This window comes from uncultured Eudoraea sp. (assembly GCF_947260015.1).
In the GTDB taxonomy this organism is placed as follows: domain Bacteria; phylum Bacteroidota; class Bacteroidia; order Flavobacteriales; family Flavobacteriaceae; genus Eudoraea.
Genome location: NZ_CAMYOM010000019.1, coordinates 30116 through 55622 on the forward strand (window position 1 = coordinate 30116; position 25507 = coordinate 55622).

Here is a 25507-nt window from a genome sequence, read left to right on the forward strand (position 1 = left end):
ACGGATAAATATGATATTTATCATACAGCCGGGGCGTGGTTTTTATTGTTTAATTTAGCTGCGTTATGTCCTCAAAATTTCCAAAAAAAGAAAAATTAAAAAGTGAGAGCCTTATTCGTGAGATTTTTAAAGAAGGAAAATCTATTTCCAGCTATCCTTTAAAGCTAATCTATTTGGAAATAAAAGTCCCGGTCAAAACAAAAATTCAATGTGGAGTTACCGTGCCCAAAAGAAATTTTAAAAGTGCCGTAAAAAGAAATCGGATTAAAAGACTGTTAAGAGAAAGCTACAGGCTAAACAAAGAACAAATTTTTAACAACATCGAGGGAAGCTTTGCGTTCCTATTTTTATACCTTGGAAAAGAAATGCCTCAATACGAAGAAGTAGAAATGAATATGCGGGTAATTCTACAGAAATTTTTAAAAAAAGTGCCTGATGAAAAGACTATTAAATAAAAAAGTACTGATACCGACGCTAGCGATTGTTATGCTTATCGTTGGAACTGGTTTTAAAAGTGATTTTTTTGAAATTGCTAAACAGATAGAAATTTTTACCACCTTGTTTAAGGAGTTAAATATGAATTATGTAGATGAGACCAATCCTGCAGAGCTTATGGATACTGCCATAAAGAATATGCTGGATGATCTTGACCCTTATACTAAATTCCTGAATGAACAGGACGTTGAGGCTTATAAAATAAATAATGCAGGAGAATATTCCGGTATTGGATCTTTAGTCCGCTCATCTGATAATAAACTGGTAATTATTGAACCATATCAAGGCTATCCGGCAGATAAAGCAGGTTTAAAAGCTGGAGATGAAATCATTAAAATTGGAGACATCTCCATTTCAGATTTTAAAGATGATGCAAGTGAATTATTAAAAGGAGCCAACAATACCAAAGTGGAAGTAACCTACCAAAGGCAAGGTAAAATAAATACAACTATAATTGAAAGAGAGGCTATAGAGGTTGATGCCGTCCCGTTTTACAACATGGTAAATGAAAATACAGGCTACATAGTGCTTTCCAAATTTAATGCAAAGGCCTCTTCCCAGACAAAGGCAGCTCTGCGCGATTTAAAGGGGAAAGGTGCTGAGCAAATTATTTTAGATCTAAGAGGAAACCCGGGAGGGCTATTATCTGAAGCAATCAATGTTACAAATCTCTTTGTGCCTAAAGGAGAACTGATTGTAACTACCAAATCCAAAGTAAAAAAATTCAACAGCGAATACAAAACAAAAAATCAGCCTTTTGATAAAGAGATCCCATTGGTTGTTTTAGTAAATGGCGGAAGCGCTTCGGCCAGTGAAATTGTTTCAGGAAGTCTGCAGGACCTGGATCGCGCAGTAATTATTGGGGCGAGAAGCTTTGGCAAGGGACTGGTTCAGCGACCACTCCGGCTTACCTATGGTACTCAATTAAAAGTTACCATCTCCAGATATTATACCCCTTCCGGTCGTTGTATTCAATCTTTGGATTATTGGAACAGAGATAAGAGTGGGAATGCGGTAAAAACCACAAATTTTAATGAGTTTAAGACTAGAAATGGCAGAAAAGTTGAAGATGGCGGAGGGGTAATGCCGGATATTGAAATAGCTGCACTAAAAACTAATGCGCTAACCAAGGCTCTTTTGGTAAATCATGTTGTTTTTGATTTCGCCACCAAGTATTACTATCAAAATACCATTACAAGTATTGACGACTTTAGCTTTAACCCTTCTGACTTTGAAGATTTTAGAGACTACGTTTCTCAGAGCAATTTTAATTTTGAAACAAACACGGAAAAGGCTTTAAAAGAAGCAATTTCCGGTGATGACAAGGCTATATATGGCGCAGATATACAGGATAGCTATAAAAGCTTGTTAGCAGAAATTAATAAACGTAAACTCAACGCTCTCGAAACCTATCAAAAGGAAATTCAGATAAGTCTTCAGGACGAAATTATTAAGCGCTATTTCTACAGAGAAGGCCTTTATCAGTATTATTTAAAAAATGATGAGGCCATATTAACCGCTACCGGCCTGCTGGATGATAACTCAAAATACCAGTCTGTTTTAAGATAGAGATTCATCTCGGTTTAAGTTTCTCATACCTGGTGATATTCGTAAACTCAATAGAATATTAATCCCGGGGATCTTATTAGTTTATACCAAAAAAAAGATTCTTTTATTCCTGATTCAATTCTATTATTTTACATTAGTGGCTTCTTAAAAAACACCCTTATATGTTAAGTAAATACAACAAATGGTATCATCCCTATAAAACAAGCGCAAAATATAAAAAAAGAGCAGCCTATTTTAGTATGGAATTTGGTATTCATCAGGCGCTTAAAATCTATTCCGGTGGCCTGGGTTATCTTGCTGGATCACATATGATTTCAGCAATGGAATTGAAGCAGAATATGATAGGAATAGGAATGCTTTGGAAATATGGGTATTATGACCAGGGCAGAAACACCGACCAGACCTTACAAACCAGTTTTATTGAAAAGCACTATAATTTCCTTGAAGATTCCGGAATAGAAGTAGAAGTAAAAATTCACGATAATCCTTCCGTTAAAGTACGCGCATATGTTCTTAAGCCGGAAATATTTGGCTCTGTACCAATCTATCTGCTTACCACAGATGTGCCTGGTAATGATCATTTGTCCAGGACAATTACGGATCATTTATATGACAACAATACATTAACACGTATCTCGCAAAATATTGTGCTTGGCATCGGAGGCGCCAAGGTTGTTCAGGAATTAGGGGGGGCAGACATATATCATTTAAACGAAGGACATGCATTACCGGCTTTCTATTACCTGCGTAATATTGGAATTACCAAAAAACAACTGTTCTTTACCACACATACTCCTGAAAAAGCCGGTAACATGGAGCGAAATGGGCATCTCCTGAATAGTTGTGGCTTTTTTGGAAAAACGCTTACGGAAGATGAGTTGCAAAAAGAAGTGGTAAATGATGATATGTTAAACTATACCGTAGCCGCACTCAGAATGGCTAAAAGAGTTAATGCCGTTTCCAAACTCCACGCAATTGTAGCCAACAATATGTGGAATAGTTTTAAAGGGACAACTAAAATTATCCCGATAACCAATTCCCAAAATCAACGTTTTTGGCAGGATAGTGTTCTTGAAAAGGCCTGGAAAAGCCTTAATGAAAAGGCTTTTAAAAAGCGAAAACTGGAACTAAAATCCTTACTTTTTGATGTTGTATTAGATCAGACGGGGAAGCTTTTTGATCCCAATGTGCTTACTATAGTCTGGGCAAGAAGATTTGCTCAATATAAACGGGCAGACCTACTATTATATGATCTTGAGCGTTTTGAAAAACTTGCCTCTTCAGTAAACTATCCGGTTCAGGTTATTTGGGCAGGGAAACCATATCCTACAGATTATTATTCTATAGACATGTTTAATCACCTTGTAAATTATACAAAGTATAAACCGAATATGGCAGTCCTTATTGGATATGAAATGGAGCTTTCGCGAAAACTTAAAACAGGTTCCGATGTCTGGCTGAATACCCCCAGAATTACCAGGGAAGCTTCCGGAACCAGCGGGATGACAGCTGCTATGAATGGCTCTTTAAACTTAACAATTAACGATGGCTGGATCCCGGAATTTGCTGTAGATGGAGAGAATTCGTTCGTTCTTCCCGAAGCAGATTATAAATCTCCCGCCTGGGAACAGGATAAATTTGACAGTGACAATCTCTATAACGCCCTGGAGCAACGTGTTCTTCCTACTTTCTATGAGAATCCTAAGAAATGGCAGGAAATGGTTTTTAAAGGAATTGATGGGGTGGTACCGGCTTTTACAAGCCGCAGAATGGCTGATGAGTATTATAATATTCTCTATAAATAGAAGAGAATGCTTCTGAGTGTTTTTAAGCAAGAAAAATGAAACCTGAACTTAAGGATTCTATTGGTTTGCACCTTGGCGCTAAAATCAAAAACTGTGTGCCTGTTTCCGGTGGTGATATTTCCAGGGCTTTTGTACTATATACAGCTTCTGATCGTGTTTTTTGCAAACTAAATAGTTCCTTGACAGCCAAGTCCATGTTTGAAGCAGAAGCGGATGGTTTGAAGGCTATTACTAAAACCAAAACCTTAAAAACTCCCTTTGTTTACGGTGTTAAAGAGCTAGATGAAGGAGCTTGTCTGTTAATGGAGTATGTGACCTCTAAAAGCCCCGAATCTAAGGATATGGAAATTTTTGGTGCTCAACTCGCGGCTATGCATCAAAACAGTTCCGATTATTATGGATGGGAAAATCCAAATTTTATTGGAAATTTGCCACAGTCCAACCAAAAACATGACAATTGGATTTCATTTTATATAAAAGAGCGATTAAGTCCGCAATTTCAAGCTGCCATTGATCGAAAATATTTAACTAAAAATGACGTTCCGGGTATTGAGAAACTACAAACTGTTATCACCTCCTGTTGTCCGGATGTTAATTCATCCTTGTTGCATGGCGATTTATGGAGTGGAAATTACTTAATTGCCGAAAATGGTGAGCCTTATCTTATAGATCCGGCTGTATATTTTGGACATAGCGAAATAGATTTATCAATGTCGCGTCTTTTTGGTGGTTTTAGCTCATCTTTTTATTCTGCTTATTTTGAAATTAATCCTTCTCTGCCAGGTGAATCCAATCGCATGGCAATCTATCAATTATACTATTTACTTGTTCATTTGAATTTGTTTGGAAAGTCTTATTACAAATCAGTAATGGAAATATTAAAGGCACATTTTCAATAGAGTCTGCTTATTCTTTTTTTTGTAACAGGCTTTTTTAACAAGCTCGATTCGTCTATCCATGGTTTACAGGAGCTCACTAATATTTTATTTGGGTGATTTGCCGTCAAATAAATAAAAGTGTACTATTTTTAAGCTTGTTGAACTCTTGCTTTCTTTGATTCTTCATGTTATAAGAACTGAATATGGATAAAATTAAAATCCTTGTTGTGGGTTGCGGAAATATGGGAACCAGCCACGCTCGTGCTTATCACAAATTACCTGGTTTTGAAATTGCCGGATTGGTTAGTAGAAAACCAGAAAGTCGTGAACGTCTATCTAAGGAATTGGGGGGCTTGCCTAAATTTGGTGATTTTAAAAAGGCCCTGGCCGCTACCAGGCCCGATGCTGTGGCTATAAGCACTTATCCCGATACTCACGCAGCCTATGTGAGGGAAAGTCTGGAGGCCGGGGCACATGTCTTTGTTGAAAAACCTATAGCCTTAACGGTCGAGGAGGCTCAGGCACTTGTTGATTTGGCTATTACAAAAGAGAAAAAATTAGTGGTTGGCTATATTTTAAGGGTACACCCTGCCTGGACAAAATTTGTGGAAACTGCGCAAACCCTTGGTAAACCTCTGGTGATGCGAATGAACCTTAATCAACAAAGTTCGGAAGAGCAATGGTATACGCACAAACAGCTAATGCGGTCTATGTCGCCAATTGTTGATTGTGGAGTTCACTACGTTGATATTATGTGCTTAATGACAGGGGCACAGCCCGTGAGCGTAAGTGCTATTGGAGCTCGGTTAACAGAAGAAATAAGTGCCGGCATGTACAATTATGGGCAGTTGCAAGTGCGCTTTAATGATGGTTCTGTTGGTTGGTATGAGGCGGGTTGGGGGCCTATGATAAGTGAGACGGCATTTTTTGTAAAGGATGTTATCGGTCCTAAAGGCTGTGTTTCTATTGCTGATGAAAAAAAGGGCGATTCAGATGATATTGAAGGCCATACCAAAACCGGTGGTCTAATTTTACATTTTAGTGAGTTGGATTCTAATGGAAAATTTATTAAAAAAGACGTGTTGGTCAGCACTGAAGATGAGCCGGATCACGATGGACTTTGTTTATTGGAGCAGGAATATTTCTTAAAATCTATTCAAAAAGACCTTGACCTTACCAATCATTTATCCGATGCTGTTAACAGCTTAAAAATTGTTCTTGCCGCAGATAAATCTTTTAGAACAGGCGAAACAGTTCATTTGTAAGGTCTTTGTATTCATCTTTTTCTTGATTTCATTGATTCCTGGCAACTTATAAATCCATGATAGATCTTTTCCAAAAAGCCAAATTATATACAGACAGAACCGCAATTGTTTCAAATGGTAACGATTACACTTACCAACAATTGCTGGTCCAATCATATGTTGTCGCTGCCAATCTTTTAAATAATTCAACTGATTTAAACGAGGCCAGGATAGCCTTTTTAGTGCCTCCCTCTTTTGAATATACGGCAATACTATGGGGAATATGGGCTGCGGGTGGAATTGCAGTTCCTCCGGCACCAAAGTTATAATCGTACATGGAGATTTTCAGGATGTTCTTGAGCCGCTTAAAGCAAACTCCAACCTGATTATTATTCCTATAATGGAGATCTTTAAAGAGAATTCTTCGGGTCTTCCGGATTTATTACCCAACAGAAGGGCTATGATGTTGTATACAAGTGGCACAACAAACAAACCCAAAGGTGTAGTAACCACTCATGGTATTATACAGTCCCAGATTACCACCCTGGTAGAAGCCTGGGAATGGGAAAAGAAAGATTATATTCTAAATATTCTGCCTTTACACCATGTTCACGGCATTATCAATGTATTGCATTGCGCACTATGGAGTGGCGCATGTTGTGAATTTCATACCAAATTCGACGCTGAGAAAGTTTGGCGAGTATTTTTATCAGGAAAGATGACTCTTTTTATGGCTGTGCCTACCATTTACTATAAATTAATTACGTTTTGGGAAGGCGAAAAAAAAGAGAATCAACTCCTGATGTCTGAGGCAGCATCTAAGTTACGGCTAATGGTTTCAGGGTCTGCGGCATTGCCTGTTCCTGTTTTTAATAAGTGGAAATCTATTACCGGGCAAACGCTGCTGGAACGCTATGGAATGACAGAAATTGGTATGGGGCTTTCTAATTCATATCGGTCGGAGAGACGACCGGGCTATGTTGGGCTTCCATTGCCGGGGGTAGAGTTGCGCCTGGCAGATAAGGATAATAAGATAGTTGATGAAGATATACCCGGAGAAATTCAAATTAAGGGAGCTTGCGTGTTTAAGGAATACTGGCAAAAGGAAGAAGCTACAAGAAAAGCCTTTACTAAGGATGGGTGGTTTATAACAGGCGATATTGCTATGTTTCACGATGGGATGTACAAAATTTTAGGGCGTGATAGTGTTGATATTATTAAATCTGGTGGGTATAAGATCTCTGCGCTGGAAATCGAAGACGTCCTAAGAGGTCATCATGACATAGATGATGCTGCTGTAATTGGGGTAGAAGATGAGGAGTGGGGAGAGGTTGTAGCGGCTTGTTTGGTGTCAAATGAAACGTCATTGGATTTTGATGAAATTTCTAAATGGCTTAAAACCAGGTTGCCTGTTTATAAAATTCCACGCAAATACATCCTTCAGAATAAACTCCCGACAAATGTTTTAGGTAAAGTCACCAAAAATAAACTTAAACCCCTTTTTTAAGATGTTTTTAATTAAAGGTTTTATTGAAATTAGTAGACTGTTCGTTTAGAATTCAGACTATTCTTTTACCATAAGAAGATGCGGAATACCATCTTCCAAATACATTTCTCCCACAGCTGTAAAACCTAATTCATTATAAAATTTCTGTAAATAAGTCTGCGCGGAAAGATGAATTGTAGTTTCTTTAAAATTATCCTTAATGGCTTTTATTGAAGCCAGCATTATTTCTTTTCCATACCCTGCTTGCCTCCCCGATTTCCTAACTAACACACGTCCTATGCTCGTTTGATCCATATAATCACCTGCTTTGAAAATTCGGGCATATGCTACAATCTCATTTTTGTCTGTGCCGATTATATGCAAGGCTTTTGTATCCTTTCCATCCAAATCCTGATATACACAATCCTGTTCCACTACAAAAACCTCAGTCCTTAATTGAAGAATTTGATAGAGTTCCTGATTGGTCAGGTCCTGAAAAGATTTTGCTTGAATATTCATCTATTAATCTTGCACTATAACTCTTTTACTATCGCATTTGCCAAATTCGGGTTGTATATTCAAATGGTTTATACCAAATTTATGATAGACTTCTTCTTCTATTTTTTCCAGTATTTTATCAAATTCCGATAAGTGTATATCCTCATCAAAATCGATATGTGCTTCCAGGTGTACCTCGTCTTCATTTAGCTGCCAGATATGCACATGGTGTACATTTTTTACCGCTTGTATCTTCGTGATAGCTGATACTATTTGCTCAACTTCTATGGTATTCGGGGTAAAAAGCATTAGAACCCTGGTTGAAGATTTCAAAAGGTCATATCCCATATAAATAAGGTATAAGGCAATTATGATGGTTAGTACAGGATCTACCCAATATAGTTCATAAAACTTCATCAACAACCCACCTATTAGAACGGCAACAGAAGCCATCATATCTGTAAACAAGTGAAGGTAAGCAGATTTCATGTTCATGTTTACTTCAGCGTCTTTCTTAATTAAAAGAACACTAAATCCATTTGCTGCAATCCCTAACAAAGCTAGCCATATAACTAAATTTGATTCAATCTCAACCGGGTTTCTGAATCGCTCAATAGCCTCTTTCACTAATATTATTGCAACAACAATTAAGGTTGAAGAATTAACGAAAGCCGCAATTATTTCTGCCCTCTTATAGCCAAATGTCCGGTTAGTAGAGGCTTTCCTTTTTGATAATTTGGTAGCAACATAACTTATAACCAGGGAAAGTACGTCACTAAAATTATGGAGCGCGTCTGATAATAAAGAGAGGCTACCCGATATTATTCCACCAATGACCTGAGCAATGGTGATTAAAATATTCAGGAATATTGTAATAAAAAGATTTCTTCCTTTTAAATCCCTGTGATTATGGGAATGATTATGAGAATGTGACTGGCCCATCGAATTGATTTAAGAACAGGGTATTTTTTCAATTCTACGTTCGTGTCTGCCTCCTTCAAATTTTGTGTTGAGAAAAGTTTTAACCATATCTAAAGCCTGATTAAGTGAAATAAAACGAGCAGGCAAACTAAGTATGTTAGCATTATTATGTTCCCTTGCTAATTCTACAATTTCCTTATTCCAACAAAGTGCTGCTCTAACAGCACGATGTTTATTTGCAGTCATGCTTGCTCCATTTCCACTACCACAAATAATAATTCCCCAATCTGCATTATTGTTTTCAACATCAATTGCAACGGGATGTATAAAATCAGGAAAATCTACACTATCTGAGCCGTCTGTACCGTGATTGATTACTTCGATACTCATCGATTTAAGAAGACCTACGATTGCTAGTTTATATTCCGTACCTGCATGATCATTACCAATTGATATTTTCATAATATTAAGGTATTTACAATTAATACAAAGTTACAAATACCATTGGTATACCTAATTCTTAATATTGTTAACATTGTAATTTTAAAAAAAACGTAACTGTTTGGTTTGTAGGTTAGTGTTTCTTTTAGTGATTTGTTAATAACCGGAGGATAAGAAGTGAGTATATATTTTTTTAGTCTGCTTAAAAAAATGCTTTACAAAACCTGTTGATATTTAAAAAATCTTGTTCTTATTATTTAGCAGAAAGATATTAAAGGAAATAGTATAGTAGTTAACAATAATTAAAAAATTACTTGTAAGTAGTTTTATGTTGAAACCACTTATGAATAGTCGTTCATAAAAAACTTAAGTAATTGACTGTTAGTATAAATGGTAAAATCTAAATTGTCAATAAACTCTTTTATTTGTTTATAGCAACAAATCTTCATAAAATTTATAAGTGGTACTAACAAACAATCATAATCACCATTTTTTTTATAAATTAATAAAACAAATAATTAATATATTAATAAATGTTGATATGTTATTTACAAGGTGAGTTTATCTAAATGTAATTTAAGGAATATAATGCTCTGGATTATAATTCGTAATTTTCCGCGCAAATAAAGAATTAATGTCGAAGAAAAAGAAACGTGCAAAAAGTCACAAAAAAAATGAAATTACAAAAGGTATATTCACCGTCCTGGAGAAGGAGCCATCAAAGAGTTTTAATTATAAACAAGTTGCTTCAAAGCTGGAACTTATTGATACTGAAAGCAGAAATTTATTAATTAGAAGATTAGGTGAATTAAAAAACGAAAAACGAATACTTGAAAATACAAGAGGAAAATACCAGGCCGTCGCAAATGGAAATTATTATAAGGGAAAAGTAGATATTACGGCGAGAGGAAATGCTTATGTGGTTGTAGATGAATTAGAGAATGACATCTTTGTACCCTATAATAGAGTTAACAGAGCTTTTCATGGTGATATTGTTGAAGTAGATATATTTAATAAGAAAGGTAATAAAAAACCAGAAGGAGAAATTAAAAAAATTCTGGAGCGAAAAAAGAAAAGATTTGTCGGTATAGTAGATTTACAGAAAACATTCGCATTTATACGGCCCACAGATATAAGAATGTATACAGATATATTTATTCCTCCTGAAAACGTAGGTAAAGCAAAGAATGGGGAAAAAGTACTGGTAGAAATTATCGAATGGCCAGAGAAAGCGGAATCACCATATGGTAAAATAATAGAAATACTTGGTAAACCGGGTGAACACAATACAGAAATTCATGCAATATTAGCTGAATATGGATTGCCTTCCGAATTTCCCGCTGAAGTAGAAAATTATGCCAATACCTTAGATACTTCAATAAAACAGGAAGAAATTTTAAAGAGAAAAGACTTAAGAGAACTTCTTACATTCACGATAGATCCAAAGGATGCAAAAGATTTTGACGATGCTTTATCGTTTGAAATCTTAGAAAATGGCAATTTCTCAATTGGCATCCATATTGCTGATGTTTCTCATTATCTAAAACCAGATACCGTATTAGAAGAGGAAGCTTATGAAAGAGCAACCTCTGTTTATCTGGTAGACCGGGTTGTACCAATGTTACCTGAAATATTATCTAACAACGCTTGTTCTTTAAGGCCGCATGAGGATAAGTATACATTCTCTGCAATTTTTGAAATGGATGACCATTGTTCAATAAAAAACCAATGGTTTGGGCGTACAGTTATAAATTCAAACGAACGATTTGCGTATGGGGAGGCCCAGCATATATTGGAAACCGGCGAAAAATCAATTCCCGAGTCAGTTTCAATACGAAACAAAGCCTACACCGTAGGTGAGGATACTGTTTATGCAATTAATACTTTAAATAGTTTAGCTAAAAAAATGCGGAATGACAGGATGGATTCCGGGGCTATTTCATTCGATAAAGTGGAAGTTAAATTTAATCTTAATGCTGAAAACGAACCGGAAGGTGTTTATTTTAAAGAAGCCAAAGACTCAAATAAGTTAATTGAGGAGTTTATGTTGTTGGCAAATCGAAAAGTAGCTGAGTTTATAGGTAAACAAAAACCAACAAAAGCATTTGTATATAGAATTCATGATCAGCCGGATGAAGAGAAGTTAATGGCACTAAACAGCATTATTTCACGTTTTGGACATAAGCTTGACTTAAAGGATAAAAAAGCTGTTAACAGCTCTTTAAATAAGCTTCTGGAGGATGTTAAAGGCAAAAAAGAACAAAACCTTGTAGACACCTTAGCTATTCGAAGTATGAGTAAAGCAATTTACAGTACAGACAATATTGGGCATTACGGTTTGGCTTTTGACTTTTATTCACATTTTACATCACCTATAAGGCGATATCCCGATGTGTTGGTGCATAGATTATTGCAACATTATTTAGACGGAGGTCAATCTCCTAAAAAGGAAATTTATGAGGAATTGTGTAAGCACTCTTCAGATATGGAAGGTCTTGCGGCGAGTGCGGAACGTGATTCTATTAAATATATGCAGATAAAGTTTATGCAAGATCATAAAGATCAAGAATTTACAGGTATTATTTCGGGAGTTACAGAATGGGGAATTTATGTTGAAATCATTGAAAACAAATGCGAAGGCATGGTGCGAATACGAGATATAAAGGATGATTATTATACCTTTGATGAAAGGGAATATGCCATAATTGGTGAGCGTACACATAAAAAGTACCAGCTTGGAGATAAAGTGATGGTAATGGTAAAAAGCACAGATTTAGTAAAACGCCATTTAGATTTCACATTATTAGGCAAACCTGGAGAATAAATAATTTTTGGAATAGAATTTGTTTATTTTCATTAGATAAACACTAAAACCTACATGATGAAACAAGTAATACTCTTTGTTTTCTTCCTGTTTTTTATGCTGATGGTAAGGCCTCAGGATGAAAAAATCAACATAAATTTAACCAAATTCACAGAGGTTAAAGCGTATGATGGGTTATCTGTGAACCTGATAAAATCAAATGAAGATAAAGCCGTAATTACCGGAGCAAATACAGATAAGGTTAATTTTGTAAACACAGGTGGAGTTCTAAAAATCCGCATGGAGATAACCAAGATTTTTAGTGGATACAGGACATTTGTAAATCTTTATTATTCACAGAATTTACTGGTAATTGACGTTAATGAAGATGCAAGAATTATCTCGGAAGAGTTGATTAGTCAGGAAGTAATTGAATTAAAAGCTCAGGAGGGAGGTGAGTTAAAAATAAAAGCAGAGGTGGAGCAGATGTTAATCAGATCTGTTTCAGGCGGAGTTATAGCCACCTCGGGCACATCAGATGTACAAGATGTAGCAATCAATACCGGAGGTTCTTATTTAGGAAAAGAATTTAAAACAAAATTTACTACGGTAAACGTAAATGCGGGATCCAATGCGGAGATTTTCGCTTCTGATTATGTAAAGGCTACCGTGAAAGCCGGAGGAGAAGTATTAGTTTATGGTGATCCAGCAAAAATGGACGAAAAAACTGTTTTTGGAGGTAAAGTAACAAGAATGTAAAGGAATTCTATAGTTTAATGTTAGAAGATATTCAGGCAGCGATACCCTTAGGTTTTTTATTAGCCTTTATGATTGGGCCTGTTTTTTTTGTGCTTCTGGAAACCAGCGCAACAAGAGGATTTAGGGCAGGTTTGTTTTTTGACCTGGGTGTTATTCTGGCCGACATAATTTTTCTTACAGTTGCATATTTCAGTAGTTTCCAATTACTGGAAAATTTAAGTAATCAACCGGGCCTTTATGTGTTTGGGGGTGTAATTCTTCTTATTTACGGCCTTACCATTTTTTTTAACAGGGACTATGTAAAAGGAAGGCAAGATATCAAACCAAGAAAAGGTGGTTACTTAAGTCTTTTTATCAAAGGTTTCCTGCTTAATTTTATTAATATTGGAGTGCTTGTATTTTGGCTGGGTGTTATTATTATTGTGGGACCAAGCCTTAACAACGATCCCAATAGAATTATTGTATTCTTTTCAACAATGCTGGGGGCATATTTAATTACGGATATCTTCAAAATACTACTGGCAAAGCAACTTCGGCGTAAACTTACTACAGAAAGGATACGTTTGGTTAAGAAAGCCCTGGGGGTAATTCTGGTTATATGCGGACTTGTACTTATTATTAAAGGTTTTCTGCCAAAAGACAAATTAAACATAGAGCAGGGAATTGAATATATAAGAGAGTAATAAATACTTAAAATAAGAAAGCAGATAAATCATTCAAAGACACTATTCACCAAGAACTACTGTTAAAATAAAAAACCCCTCATTAATTGAGGGGTTTTTCGAGGCATCGAACGGATTCGAACCGTTGTACAAGCTTTTGCAGAGCTGCGCCTAGCCACTCGGCCACGATGCCATTTAAAGGCGCAAAGGTACTATTTTTTCCAACTAAGAAAAAGAAACTTAGCCCCTCTTTTCCTTAAGAGTTACAGTTACCATTTCTACGTCCCCGTCAATAGGTGGATTCATTTTAGAAACGGAAACCACAGCCTTAGTAACAGTTTCCATTTCATCAAAAATGCGATCGAGCATTCTTTTTGCTACATGCTCAAGAAGTTTTGAACTGATTCGCATTTCTTCCTTAACTATCCTGTTAATGAATACATAATCCAAAGTATCCTCTAAATTATCCGAAATACTGGCTTTTTGTAAGTCTGAGAAGATTTCTACAGTAACAAGGTAGTCACCGCCAATAACGCCTTCTTCTTTTAAGCACCCATGATAGGCATAAACTCTGATATTACTTACGGTAATTTTACCCACGCTCTATTAAGTTTTAGCAAACTTAACCTAAACACCCGAGATTTTTTAATATGTACACCTGCAATTACTTATACCCTGGAAGAGATCTACCCCAATTGTAATTACATGGGTACCTGTACTAAAGCCAAGTATTTCATTCAAAATGATCTGGTATGAGTAGCCGAAATAAAAATTACTTTTTTTAAGTCCAACTAAGGGCGCTATATATAACGGGCTTCCTATCTGATCATTAAGAAAACGATAAGTTACACCGGCGTAGTAATAATCTTCAAAATCATACCATCTGAATTTTGCATTCAAATCGGTTACTGATCGCCCGTCACTTTCAAACCACTGGAAGAAAATAGAAGGCTCTATTTCAAAATTGCTTTTTTTCTTACTAAATCTATAACCCGTATAGAGATAATAATTCCTTAATTCGTTAGGTTCTGAAATTGGATTAAACTTAGATAAGTCCTTGTCTAAGAGGTTAGAGGCGTTTAGACTGGCATAAAACTTATCTTTTCTATACAAAATACCAACATCGAAATTGTGGTTTGTTGTGGAGCGGTCATCGGTAACGCTTGGGTCCAGACCATCAAAATTTTCAATATCTATCCTAAACTGATTAAAATTGTATGAAAGACCAAATGAAAGAAATTCATCTTCATACCTGTCCAATGTCAAGTGATGTGCAAAAGACAGCCTCGCCCCTCTTTGTTTAGTTTCTCCGTTACTATCATTATAAAGAATCATACCCACTCCCGAGCGGTTACCTACCCTGCCGTCTGCAGCCAAAGACTGTGTGTCTGGAGCATCTTTTATTCCTACCCACTGAGTCAGACCATTTATTCGCACTTTAATATAGTCACCTATTCCTGCATAGGTTGGTGATACAACAAAGGGATTGTCTGCTAAATACTGCGATAATTGAGGCAGTGTAAGCTCTTGTGCGTTCCCCGTGGATACACAAAACAACAATATTAAATATAGCAATCTCTTGCTCATAATTCTTTAGGTTAAGTTCTCTATCTATAAAGGGTAAAATGCCCTACAAATTCTCTAATATCACGCTCACCATTCAACTTAATGACGTACCAATAATCTCCCGTAGGCAGCTCATTGCCGTGGTATAATCCATCCCATCCGTTCGGCACTATAGTTTCTTCGGCGACTACTCTACCATAACGATCATATATTTTTATTAGTATTTCAGGATATCCTTCAATATTTTCAGGAATCCAATAATCATTCATACCATCACCATCGGGGGTGAAGAAATTAGGGATTTCTATATCTATAAACTCCATAAATATCTGTGCAGATACCTCACACCCATTTTCATCTATTACCGTAACTGTATACGTACCAGTTTCAATAATATAATAGGTGTTATCTGTACCATTATTATGGTCGTTGAAATAGAAAGTATAATCTTCCAGACCTCCCGTTGCAATCGCGGTTATTTCATTAAGGTTTTGTTGTTCCAGAACCAATGTCAATGGTTCAAAAGCCATAATTTCAAAATCTACAGTTTGCATACAGCCATTAGAATGTGAAATAGCCACATAATGAGTCCCCGGACTAATATTCCTGAAATCGGGGTTCAATTGCATATCTGCAGGGTCTGTTGAGTCTAAAGCATACATTACAGAACCAAGAACAGTTGGATCTTCCATGGTTATGTTGATATAATTTTCCGGAAGGATATCTGTACATTCATAAACAGGATCTACGATAGCATTTAAGTTTACGCCCGGATCAATTACAACAATTACATTAGTTTCACAATCCTGAGCATCACGTACAAATATCACATAGGTACCGGCAGCCAGATCCATAAATGAAGTCTGATCTAAAACATAATCAGCCGGATTATTGGAATTAAACGCCGTACTATATGGTGCTGTACCTCCTGAGATGCTCAGCGTTATTGAACCATCTTCACTACCAAGACATACTTCAGGTAATGCAGTATAGGTTACATCAAGAGGAGCAGGTTCTACAATTGTGAACTGGAAAGGTATAAAGCAACCGTTCTCATCCTGGGCGATTACATCATATACACCCGGCTCCAGATCAACAAATGTATTTTCTGTATCAAACTGGTTCAGGTTTGGTGTAATAGCGTAAAGTATGTTGCCTGTTCCTCCCGAAACTTCAACCGTAATTGTTCCATCATTCTGCCCGGCACAGGTAACATCTGTGAATTCCTCCCTGTCTATTTGAAGCGGCACGGGTTCTGTTATAATTATTTCATTAGATACCTCAACACAATCCATGCTGATAACCCTTACATAATAACTACCAACACCCAACATGGAGAAGTTCCCATCTGTCTGTGGTCCTGCAATTAAATTGGTTAAAGCGGCATCGCCGAATAATTCGTAGGTATAACTACCTAAGCCTCCAAAAGCCTGGGCCATAATTGTAGCCGTCATCTCACCCGTACAATTTATGATCGCTGCGCTTTCATCTATGACTATAGACAATGGGATTATAGGATCTATAGACACCTGGTTAGAAATAGTTGCCTCACATCCAAATGAATCACGCACATAATATTGATATATCCCAGCCGGAACTGTAAATACATGAGTATTGCCTCCGGACATTGGTGAATAAGCTATGCCATCCGTACTATATTCATATGGTGCGGTCCCGCCTGTAGCGGTCAATTCAATTTCCGCCGGGTTTGTACACGTAAGCGGCACCAATTGAATTAATGAACCGGAAACATCTGTTGGTTCAGTGATAGCAACCTGAATTGTCTCCACATCGCAATTCCATCCATCAGAAACAGTAATGCTATATATGCCAGCACCAATGTTGTTGAACACCGGACTGGTTTGTCCACCACTACTAAAATCTATTACTGTTCCGGTAGGATCATAGTAATTTAATTGATATTGATAGACACCTTGTCCTCCAAGAACGTTTATAGCGGTTACCGTAGCATTCGTATCTCCATAACAAACCAATGTTGTTGGGGTTGCAGTGATATCTGCTGTGATTGGTACTGGTTCTACGAGCACTTGGGTATCGTTAAGAACACATCCACCATCATCAGTAATTGCAATGGTAAAATTACCGGCAGAAAGTCCTGTGAACAAGTAACTATTTACATCGTTCACGGTATAAACCGCGGCAGTTGTTGTGTTTGTCAACACTATATCATAAGGGGGATAACCTCCTTCAGGATCTACAATAATTTCACCCTGATCGTTGGTACAAGTAACGTTTGCAACCTCATTAATTGTAGCCGCAAGAGGCATATCCGGAGAAATAATTGTAATGATGTTTGAGTCCTCAACACATAAAGGCGCTGCTGTTTCAGTAATCCTTACAAAATAGTTTCCTCCGGCCACACCTAAAATGGTTAGCGGGTTGGTAGCCGTGTCTCCCGCACCTGTAATTCCGGTACTAACACCTGCTGCAGTAAAGATTTCATAGTTATAAGCACCGGCATATCCCGTAATATCTACTTCAAGGGCTCCATTCGTATCCCCGAAACATACTACAGGCAATGTCGCTGTTGCTACCACATCAATAAGATCATAAGGAGCAATACTATAGGGCGAATCAACATAACACCCGGTCGTCGTATCCGTAACCCTGAAGGTATAACTACCCACTGCAGTTAAATCGAACTCTGCAGTTGTATTTGTTGGGGTCGATGTTAATACACCATTAGGGTTGCCTAGCGGGAGTAATTCGTAAGTATACGTATTTCCGGGATTACCATCATCCGTAACAGTAATAGTAATTTCTTCAGGTACCGCACAAGATATAGCGACGTCTTGCGAAATAGCTACGGTGAATACGTTTAACGGATCTATTACTACCACATCTGTGGCTGTACATCCATTTGCATCCAGAGCATAGACAGTAATATTTTGTACAAGCCCTGTGTCTACAACATCAAATGTGTTAGAAGTTTGGAAATTAACATTATCAATACTGTATAAATACGGACTTGTTCCTGTTCCCACTCCGGCCGTTGCTGTAATCGTAGCCGTATTAACCGTATTGTTGGGGTTACAATTGAACGCAGTTGTTACCGCGGCAACTGTTAAGATAGTTGGTTCATCTACAATAACAACTTCCCTTAATGAACATCCTCTGTCCGAAATAGCTTCTACTTCATAGGAACCGGCAGGCAGACCATTAAAAATTGGACTGGTTTGTGGTCCGGCAATTAAAATTGCTGCGTCGTAAAGATTGTAGGTATAGATTGGGTTATCGTTTACTCCTAGAGCAACCGGCTCCAGGTTTACCGTAATACTTCCGTCACTTAATCCGTTACAAGAGACATCTACCACGGTATGTGGATCAAATGTAACAGGAGTTGGAGCATCTAATTCCTGGTTTATGTTTTTTGTACAAACCGGATTAGTAGTATCCAAATCAGTCACCAGAAACGAATAGGTTCCGGCTTGATTTAATCCTGTGAAAATACCGGTATTATTAACAACAGAGGTTATAAGATCAGGGAATGTAACAATATAGCTTAGGTTCGCAGAACCTCCGGTTACTGTAATTGTAATTTCACCATCCGGAGATGCGGTACAGTCTATAGGTTTCACCACAGTGCTTATTAATGACATCTCTTCATAAAGCACTTCCGGCCCTATTGTTACAGTACAAGACCACTGGTCTGTTATCTGAACTTCATAGCTTCCTGCTCCAAGACCTGAGAAAACGGTTGAAGTCTGTGGCGCACCAAAAGGCGCAGCATCTTTTATCAATTGGTAAGTATAATTACTTCCCTGTCCACCAGCTGTTCCGATTACTTCAATTTCACCCTGAAGATTGGTACAGTTTTCCTGATTTATTTGCAAAGTAGCCGTAATTGGAAGAGGATCTACAAGAACAATGTTGTTCTGGATCATCTCTTCACAACCGCTCGAATCTATTACCCAGGCTTCATAAGTACCTGCTACAAGGTTTTCAAACCTTGGACCGGGAACATAATCTCCAGGACCAGTTGGCGGCACTGTTCCTACATAATAAGTGTAGCCACCCCAGCCTCCTAGAACATCTACGATCTCAATAATGCCATCGTTTCCTATACAGGTAATTTGTGATACATTGGCATTGGCAGTAATAGCTGCCGGCGGACCTGCGATGTTAAATAATTGCGTATTTGTACAGTTTGGATGGTTGTTTTGAATAACTTCAACAAGATAATCACCTGCAAATAAGGTTATTACAGCAGTTGGTCCGTTTGTGGGACTAGTTCCATTTTTTACTAAAACATCATCGGCTGTATTCGCCGGAGTGCCATTCGTATCATAGATAGTCCAATCAAAAGGCCCTACGTAAGTAGCGTCGGTTAATTCTATGGTAACTTCACCTGTTTCAGTACCGAAACAGATTACATCCTGTAATTTAGTAAGTACTATATTAAAAGTATTAGGATCTATTTAGTAAGTACTATATTAAAAGTATTAGGATCTGTAATGGTCTCCGTAGCTGTTAATATACATCCAGTATCTACATGTCTGATAAGGAAATTATAGACGCCAAAATCTAATCCACTAAATACATTTGAGGCCTGGTACGTAGCACCATTGTCTATACTGTATTCAAATTTAGCCGGATCATTTGCGGTTGATGTTACCGTTATGGTGATTTCACCATCCATACCCGGATTACAGCTTATGGCATTTGTAATTGCCGCAGTAGCGGTAAGCAGTTCGTCATAAGGCTGTATGATGGCATTTGTGGTTCCTAAACAACCATTGCTGTCATAGACATTGATAGTATAGCTACCACCTGCAACATCAGTTTCTATATAGGTGGTATTAGCACCTGTTTGAACTACTACATCATCCCCAAGTGCCGGAGTACCCTGGTCATTTATAAATTCATAGATAACATAAGAGCCACTTCCACCTGTAATTGAGGCATCATCTATTGTTATTGTGGCATTTTCAGGATTATTTCCTGAAGTACAACCAAATTCAACAACGATAGGTGCCGGGACACTCATAATACCCGGTTCCTCTTATATCATAAGTGCCAGCCGGAACGTTTTCGAAAGTTTTGTCATTTAAAACCACACCCACAGGCATAGGATTTAAGGTATAGGTCAATGGATTATTACCATTGTCTATTTCAATTAATGTTATTGTACCATCAGCCCCGCCATTGCAAGTTACATCAGTGTGTATTTCTGTAAACTCAGGTAATACTGCAGCTGGAACATCTACAATAATACTTTGCGAACAGTTAGGAGGTGTGGTGCTAATATCATGAATTATTACATTATAAGAACCAGCTCCACTTGCTCCAGTCCAAGTATATGGATTGGATGGAAGAGCAATTCTAGCCTGATCAATAGCGCCCGGACCATCAATTTCAAACTCATAATTTCCTGAACCTGATGTTACTTCAATTGTTATCTCGGCATTAGCCGCAGCACCCGGCTCACAATCAAGCAATGTAGTTTGCATTACAGTAAACTCCAGTGGCGGTATAATAGTAAAAGGCTCAGTATCTGCACAACCATTCACGTCGCGAACGGCAATGTTTTGTGCAATACTTAATTGATATGGGGCCACACCGGCAGCATCAAGGGTTACCAGAATCTCAAATTGCCCTTCTGCCACACATTCATCTACGATTACAATTGAAATATCTGGACTTGCATCTAAAGCTACAGTAACAGGATCATTTTGAATACAATCATATGCATCCTTAATATAGACTATATAATCTCCTGATTCAACGTTTGCAGTGGTACTACTTGTCCATCCGGGTGAAGCAGCAGTTGGAGCTGGCGCCGTATCCAGTAAGTATTGGAATTCATATGGGGCACTACCAAATTGAGGTGTAGCCGTGATGACGCCCGCATTCACATTACAATTATCATTTACTGGAGAAGCTGCTGTAACCGATAATAAGTTGGTTGATTCATCGATGGTAAAGTTTGAAGAACCAATTGAACAACCAGCAAACGCACCATTAATTTCTGTTAACAATACATAGTATACACCAGGAGGTAATGTTGCAAAATTTGGAATACTTACAGGTCCTGCAGGGGGATTTACTGGCGAAGACCCCGTAAAACCTGTGGTTACATTAGATTGTGCATTAAATATTTCGTAGTCGACCTGTGTGGCACCTACATCGTAGTTATCAAAAGTGAAACTCACATTACCATCTGCAGCCCCCGTACATGTTACATTTGCTTCAACCAATGACGTTAACGTCATATTTGAAGGAGAATCTATTGGGGTAGCAGCAGTTTCAAAATAATAGCAATTAGTGGTTAAATCGTGAACCACAAAGGTGTAAGTAACTCCAGGTATAAGTGATGTAAATGTGGAAGTATCTCCACCAACAACATCCGGAGCCTGATATGAAGCCGAATAAGGGAGAGTATAGCTATCTAAAATTGCAAACTCATAATTACCGCTACCTACCGCAGATGAAACAGTTACTATGGCCGTACCTCCGGCAGCACAGCTTGCGGTTAACGTAGAAACATCAATATCCAAATCATTTGGAGGTGATGCAATTATATTAGTTGTTCTCAGTGAACAACCATTGGCGTCAACCACATCAACTTCATAAATACCAAATTCAAGTATAGCAAAGGTATGATCTTCACCTCCGGCAGTTGTCAAATAAGATGCTGAATACCCGTTATTCCCTGTTAAATGGTAGGTATATTCTGCAGTACCTCCGTTTAAGTTTTCTACGGTTATAGAACCCGGATCTGTTCCGGTAGCTGGATTACAAGTAATTGGTATTAAATTAATACTATATGCAATTGCATCAGGCTCATTTATTGTTACTGGAAAAGGAAGAGAAACACATCCCTTCGCATCCGTAATAGTGACTTCATAGTCCCCCGAAGGAAGGCCAGTGGTCTGGGTTCCATAATTCGTTGTTGAAATAGTCTCAATTACCTCAATGACATATGGAGGGCTACCTATAGAAGTATCAATAACCACATCCAGCATTCCCGTACTATCTCCATTACAAAGAATATGTGTGGGCGTAACTGATGTAATCACAGGAGTATCTGCAGGGCTGATAATAACCGAATTAGTGGTCACAATACATGCGGCAGGCACTGTTGTGTCTGTTACCCTGAAAACATAGGTACCCGCTGTATTGGAACTAAAGACATTCCCGGCAAAGTTGGTGTTAAAGTAAGTTGCGCCAGCATCATTAGACCATTCATAGGAATATGTCCCTGAACCACCAATTGCATTTATTGTAATTGATGCTGGTGCCAGGCAGGTCAGATCTGCAGTTAAAACAGCGTTTGCGGCAAGGCTTGGATTTATTGTTACGTTTTGCTGTACTCCAACACAACCAAAAGAATCCTTGACATCTATAGTATAAGTCCCAGCAGATAAATTATTAAAAGTATAACTTGTTGCCGTTGACGGTGTAGGTGTTAACCACGGACCACCATTAATACTGAATTGAAAGCCTCCGTTACCAGGAAGTGAAGTTACATCTACCAGGATTGTCCCATCATTAGAGCCGCTGTAACAAGCTGTTGGCGTAGTAGTAAAAGTTGGATTCATAGGGGCAACTACGGTAATAGGGGCGTCTATGGGATCTTCGCAGTTATTCGTATCTCTAACTCTAACAATATAGTCTCCGGCAGGAACACCTACAAAATCAACTCCGGCTTGATAAGGAGTAATTATACCACCTACATTATCTTCCAATTGGTATTCATAACCTGGCGTACCTCCAGTGGCACTGGCTGTAATTGTAGCACCTGTATTATTACAGGTAAATTCTACCGTAATGCCGGCAGAAGCAACTACAGGCGTGGGTTCGGTTAAGGTTTCTGAAAGCATAACGGAGCAGGAATTATCTAATACATCCCTTACTTCAATTGAATTTACTCCGGCACTAAGACCATTAACCGTTACCGGAGAAACCGTTTGTGGCGCCGAAAATGCACCCCCGTTTACTGAATATTCAAAACCATTTACAAGGTCAAAATTTTCAACTTCAAAAGTAATTGTACCGTCAGACAGACTATTACAACTGATATTAGTAAAATTCGTAATGTTTGCATCAAAAGCATTACCTGCAACTACTATAGCACTGGTATCTACAGTACAATCGCTTCCATAATCTACGGTAATAAGGTGATTGCCAATGGTAATATTATTAAAGACATTGGAAGCTTGTAAGGCTCCGCCATCTAAGCTGTACTGATAAGAAGGATCATTTGGTAATACCGTAATATTCCCTGTACCATCACAATTATAAGTAATACTTGTGCTTAATACCGGCTCAACGGGTAATGGCGCTATAATAACATCCGGCAGCGTAATAGAACAGGAAACTGCATTCGCGTCTCTTACCCTGATTGAATATGTGCCATCTATTAACCCTGTAAAGGTTGCACCGCCAGGTGTAGATGCAGTCCACGAACCACCGTTTAGACTATATTGATAATCTCCTGAACCTCCACTTGTTGGGGTTACACTTCCTACGGCTATTTCTCCTAATTGAAGACAGGTATAAGGCTGCGTTTGTACTGCTTCTGCCACCAATTGTGTTGGCTCCAGCACGTCTATGGAAGCCGTTTCTTCACAATTGTTTGCATCTCTTACCCTGATAGGATATGTTCCGGCACCGAGGTTTACAAAATTTCCTGATACCTGGTAGGTTGTTCCGTTGTCAATACTGTATTCGTAAGGCCCCATACCATTAGCAGCTACAATTGTTATAGATCCATTGCTATCTCCAAAACATATTGCAGGGGTTGATGTTGGGGTAATAGTTATAGGCGCATCCTGTACAATAGTGATATCGTACATAGCTTCACAAAATGTTACATTTCCATTGTTATCACGAACGTATACATCATAATCCCCGGCTCCGGTAACTGTAATTGGATTTACAACACCAAAATCACCGGGAATAGGCGCTACTCCATCAGCTACAATTGCATAAACAAAATTACCATCACCACCTGCTGCGGTTACCGTTACATCTGTTGTTGTTCCACAAGCTGTAATATTAGCTGCGGAAGCTGTAACTGTCAATTCAGGATTTATGGTAATTGTATCTGTATCGGTACAATTGTTTCCATCAATGACGTCAATGGTATACGTTCCCGGACCCAAGCCGGCAAAAACGTTATTTGTGTCATAAAGCCCGCCGTTAATTCTGTATTCAAAGTTTCCATCGCCTCCGGACGTTACATTGGCAGTTAATGTTAAACCGGTAAGATTATCATAACAAATATCATTGGGAACTATTGCTAATACAGGAGGTAAAGCAGCATTTAAATCAAATGTTGTAGTAGCAATACAACCGTTGGCATCGGTAACAGATGCAATATAGGTTCCTAATTGTACCAGACCGGTAAAAGCACCGGTGCCGTTAGTCACTATAGTAACTGTATCAGGATAGGTCAAAGAATACGTATAGCCTCCCCAACCATCAACAGCCGTAAGTACTACACTGCCAGGATCTGTACAGGTTGGCTGTGTCTCATTTGCTGATATAGTAAGTGCTGCCGCTGGGGCATTTATCGTTACACTTGCAGTGTCCGAACAGTTTGTATCATTATCTGTTACTGTAATATCATAAGTTCCTGCTGGTAAACCAGCCAAAGGAATTGTTGCGTTTGTTTCTCCGGATCCACTGAATGCAGATGGTCCGGTTACCGTATAGTCGTATGAAGTGTTAAAGCCAGAAACGGTATATAAAACCTCCCCGTCCGCATCACCTAGACAGCTAATATTGCTTACCAATTGTCCTACAACCCCAATAGGAATTACCGGCGTAATGGTATAACTCTCTTCGTAAGTACAACCTTTATCATCTGTAACCCTGAACGTATAGGTGTCGGGTGTAAGACCATCAAAATTGGCAGAACCACCAGAAGTAGAGGTGGCCGGAATTGCCGCAGGGGCAATTATTTCAAACACGAAAGGTGTGTTCCCATTAACAACTGATACGGTAACATCTGAGGTTAGGGCCGGACAAGTTGGTGCTGAGGAAACAAAGTCCAGATCAGTCGGTGGATTTAAAGGGTCTATGGTTATAGGGTTGGTCACAATAAGACAACCATTAGCATCCCGGATACTTATAGTATAAGAGCCATTTGTTAGACCAGTAAAAGTCTCAGCCCCTGCTCCGGAAACAAAGTTTATTCCATCTATTGAGAATTCATAAGGCGCTGTTCCTCCGGTAATATTTTGGGCCTCAATAGTACCTGTTTGAAGACAAGTATAGTCTTGAATTAAAGCAGCACCGCCCGAAAGACCATTGGCCGGTCCGGAAACGGTATAATATTCAAAAAAGTCGCACGAGGCACTTCCTTTTCTTTGATTAAGCCTCACAGTATAATCGCCTTGAGGCAGGCCTGTA

At 38.2% G+C, this 25507-nt stretch carries 18 protein-coding genes and 1 tRNA gene; 10 read left to right on the forward strand and 9 right to left on the reverse strand.

Translation table 11 applies throughout. From position 1 onward, the window contains the following. Nucleotides 1–65 precede the first annotated feature (65 nt). The 7 genes from rnpA (at nt 66) to Q0X66_RS09645 (ending at nt 7498) form a co-directional block, all read left to right on the forward strand. On the forward strand, nt 66–455 hold the full coding sequence (gene rnpA, locus Q0X66_RS09615) for a ribonuclease P protein component (RefSeq protein ID WP_297705746.1): 390 nt from the start codon (nt 66–68) through the stop codon (nt 453–455). After that, complete coding sequence (locus tag Q0X66_RS09620; protein ID WP_297705749.1) at nt 436–2064, forward strand: S41 family peptidase; 1629 nt, start codon at nt 436–438, stop codon at nt 2062–2064. Before rnpA ends, Q0X66_RS09620 begins: the two co-directional genes overlap by 20 nt. A gap of 161 nt (nt 2065–2225) precedes the next feature. Further along, nucleotides 2226–3869, forward strand: coding sequence for an alpha-glucan family phosphorylase (gene glgP / locus Q0X66_RS09625; protein WP_297705751.1), 1644 nt, complete (start codon nt 2226–2228; stop codon nt 3867–3869). A gap of 35 nt (nt 3870–3904) precedes the next feature. After that, nucleotides 3905–4768 (forward strand): fructosamine kinase family protein, encoded by an 864-nt coding sequence (locus Q0X66_RS09630; RefSeq protein WP_297705753.1) that lies wholly within the window; start codon nt 3905–3907, stop codon nt 4766–4768. 182 nt (nt 4769–4950) lie between these two features. Further along, complete coding sequence (locus tag Q0X66_RS09635; RefSeq protein ID WP_297705756.1) at nt 4951–6012, forward strand: Gfo/Idh/MocA family oxidoreductase; 1062 nt, start codon at nt 4951–4953, stop codon at nt 6010–6012. A 56-nt stretch (nt 6013–6068) separates the two neighbouring features. Next, entirely contained in the window at nt 6069–6320 is a 252-nt protein-coding gene (locus Q0X66_RS09640) for an AMP-binding protein (RefSeq protein WP_297705758.1), read from the forward strand. After that, the gene (locus Q0X66_RS09645) at nt 6275–7498 is read left to right on the forward strand and encodes an acyl-CoA synthetase (protein ID WP_297705760.1); all 1224 of its coding nucleotides are present in this window, start codon (nt 6275–6277) and stop codon (nt 7496–7498) included. The genes Q0X66_RS09640 and Q0X66_RS09645 overlap by 46 nt, the downstream gene beginning before the upstream one ends. A gap of 57 nt (nt 7499–7555) precedes the next feature. Here Q0X66_RS09645 and Q0X66_RS09650 read toward each other — a convergent pair whose 3' ends face one another. Genes Q0X66_RS09650 through rpiB form a run of 3 tightly spaced genes read right to left on the reverse strand, consistent with a single transcriptional unit; the run spans nt 7556 to nt 9358 of the window. Beyond that, entirely contained in the window at nt 7556–7996 is a 441-nt protein-coding gene (locus Q0X66_RS09650; RefSeq protein ID WP_297705762.1) for a GNAT family N-acetyltransferase, read from the reverse strand. Nucleotides 7997–7999: 3 nt separating this feature from the next. Next, nucleotides 8000–8917: a cation diffusion facilitator family transporter gene (locus Q0X66_RS09655; RefSeq protein WP_297705764.1), complete on the reverse strand. Its 918-nt coding sequence runs from the start codon at nt 8915–8917 to the stop codon at nt 8000–8002. 9 nt (nt 8918–8926) lie between these two features. Beyond that, nucleotides 8927–9358, reverse strand: a complete 432-nt coding sequence (gene rpiB, locus Q0X66_RS09660) for a ribose 5-phosphate isomerase B (protein ID WP_297705766.1) — start codon at nt 9356–9358, stop codon at nt 8927–8929. Nucleotides 9359–9971: 613 nt separating this feature from the next. Here rpiB and rnr point away from each other — a divergent pair. Genes rnr through Q0X66_RS09675 form a run of 3 tightly spaced genes read left to right on the forward strand, consistent with a single transcriptional unit; the run spans nt 9972 to nt 13582 of the window. Next, nucleotides 9972–12161, forward strand: coding sequence for a ribonuclease R (gene rnr / locus Q0X66_RS09665; RefSeq protein ID WP_297705768.1), 2190 nt, complete (start codon nt 9972–9974; stop codon nt 12159–12161). 57 nt (nt 12162–12218) lie between these two features. Next, the gene (locus Q0X66_RS09670; protein WP_297705769.1) at nt 12219–12899 is read left to right on the forward strand and encodes a head GIN domain-containing protein; all 681 of its coding nucleotides are present in this window, start codon (nt 12219–12221) and stop codon (nt 12897–12899) included. Between the two features lie 17 nt (nt 12900–12916). Continuing rightward, nucleotides 12917–13582, forward strand: a complete 666-nt coding sequence (locus Q0X66_RS09675; protein WP_297705771.1) for a LysE family translocator — start codon at nt 12917–12919, stop codon at nt 13580–13582. Nucleotides 13583–13683: 101 nt separating this feature from the next. Here Q0X66_RS09675 and Q0X66_RS09680 read toward each other — a convergent pair. The 6 genes from Q0X66_RS09680 to Q0X66_RS09705 form a co-directional block, all read right to left on the reverse strand. Continuing rightward, nucleotides 13684–13754: transfer RNA gene (locus tag Q0X66_RS09680), tRNA-Cys, on the reverse strand. Between the two features lie 47 nt (nt 13755–13801). Further along, the gene (gene folB, locus Q0X66_RS09685) at nt 13802–14161 is read right to left on the reverse strand and encodes a dihydroneopterin aldolase (RefSeq protein WP_297705773.1); all 360 of its coding nucleotides are present in this window, start codon (nt 14159–14161) and stop codon (nt 13802–13804) included. 45 nt (nt 14162–14206) lie between these two features. After that, nucleotides 14207–15148 carry a type IX secretion system membrane protein PorP/SprF gene (locus Q0X66_RS09690; RefSeq protein WP_297705775.1) on the reverse strand — a complete coding sequence of 314 codons (942 nt, stop codon included), beginning with the start codon at nt 15146–15148 and terminating at the stop codon, nt 14207–14209. A 20-nt stretch (nt 15149–15168) separates the two neighbouring features. Beyond that, nucleotides 15169–19137 (reverse strand): T9SS type B sorting domain-containing protein, encoded by a 3969-nt coding sequence (locus Q0X66_RS09695; RefSeq protein WP_297705777.1) that lies wholly within the window; start codon nt 19135–19137, stop codon nt 15169–15171. A 425-nt stretch (nt 19138–19562) separates the two neighbouring features. After that, on the reverse strand, nt 19563–20135 hold the full coding sequence (locus Q0X66_RS09700; RefSeq protein ID WP_297705779.1) for a hypothetical protein: 573 nt from the start codon (nt 20133–20135) through the stop codon (nt 19563–19565). Then, complete coding sequence (locus Q0X66_RS09705; protein WP_297705781.1) at nt 20107–25479, reverse strand: SprB repeat-containing protein; 5373 nt, start codon at nt 25477–25479, stop codon at nt 20107–20109. Before Q0X66_RS09705 ends, Q0X66_RS09700 begins: the two co-directional genes overlap by 29 nt. Nucleotides 25480–25507 lie beyond the last annotated feature (28 nt).

Excerpts from the sequence above, each read along its gene's own strand:
- rnpA (WP_297705746.1), top strand. The coding sequence starts at position 66 with ATGTCCTCAAAATTTCCAAAAAAAGAAAAATTAAAAAGTGAGAGCCTT.
- Q0X66_RS09620 (WP_297705749.1), top strand. The coding sequence starts at position 436 with ATGAAAAGACTATTAAATAAAAAAGTACTGATACCGACGCTAGCGATT.
- glgP (WP_297705751.1), top strand. The coding sequence starts at position 2,226 with ATGTTAAGTAAATACAACAAATGGTATCATCCCTATAAAACAAGCGCA.
- Q0X66_RS09630 (WP_297705753.1), top strand. The coding sequence starts at position 3,905 with ATGAAACCTGAACTTAAGGATTCTATTGGTTTGCACCTTGGCGCTAAA.
- Q0X66_RS09635 (WP_297705756.1), top strand. The coding sequence starts at position 4,951 with ATGGATAAAATTAAAATCCTTGTTGTGGGTTGCGGAAATATGGGAACC.
- Q0X66_RS09640 (WP_297705758.1), top strand. The coding sequence starts at position 6,069 with ATGATAGATCTTTTCCAAAAAGCCAAATTATATACAGACAGAACCGCA.
- Q0X66_RS09645 (WP_297705760.1), top strand. The coding sequence starts at position 6,275 with ATGGGCTGCGGGTGGAATTGCAGTTCCTCCGGCACCAAAGTTATAATC.
- Q0X66_RS09650 (WP_297705762.1), bottom strand. The coding sequence starts at position 7,996 with ATGAATATTCAAGCAAAATCTTTTCAGGACCTGACCAATCAGGAACTC.
- Q0X66_RS09655 (WP_297705764.1), bottom strand. The coding sequence starts at position 8,917 with ATGGGCCAGTCACATTCTCATAATCATTCCCATAATCACAGGGATTTA.
- rpiB (WP_297705766.1), bottom strand. The coding sequence starts at position 9,358 with ATGAAAATATCAATTGGTAATGATCATGCAGGTACGGAATATAAACTA.
- rnr (WP_297705768.1), top strand. The coding sequence starts at position 9,972 with ATGTCGAAGAAAAAGAAACGTGCAAAAAGTCACAAAAAAAATGAAATT.
- Q0X66_RS09670 (WP_297705769.1), top strand. The coding sequence starts at position 12,219 with ATGAAACAAGTAATACTCTTTGTTTTCTTCCTGTTTTTTATGCTGATG.
- Q0X66_RS09675 (WP_297705771.1), top strand. The coding sequence starts at position 12,917 with ATGTTAGAAGATATTCAGGCAGCGATACCCTTAGGTTTTTTATTAGCC.
- Q0X66_RS09690 (WP_297705775.1), bottom strand. The coding sequence starts at position 15,148 with ATGAGCAAGAGATTGCTATATTTAATATTGTTGTTTTGTGTATCCACG.
- Q0X66_RS09700 (WP_297705779.1), bottom strand. The coding sequence starts at position 20,135 with ATGAGTGTCCCGGCACCTATCGTTGTTGAATTTGGTTGTACTTCAGGA.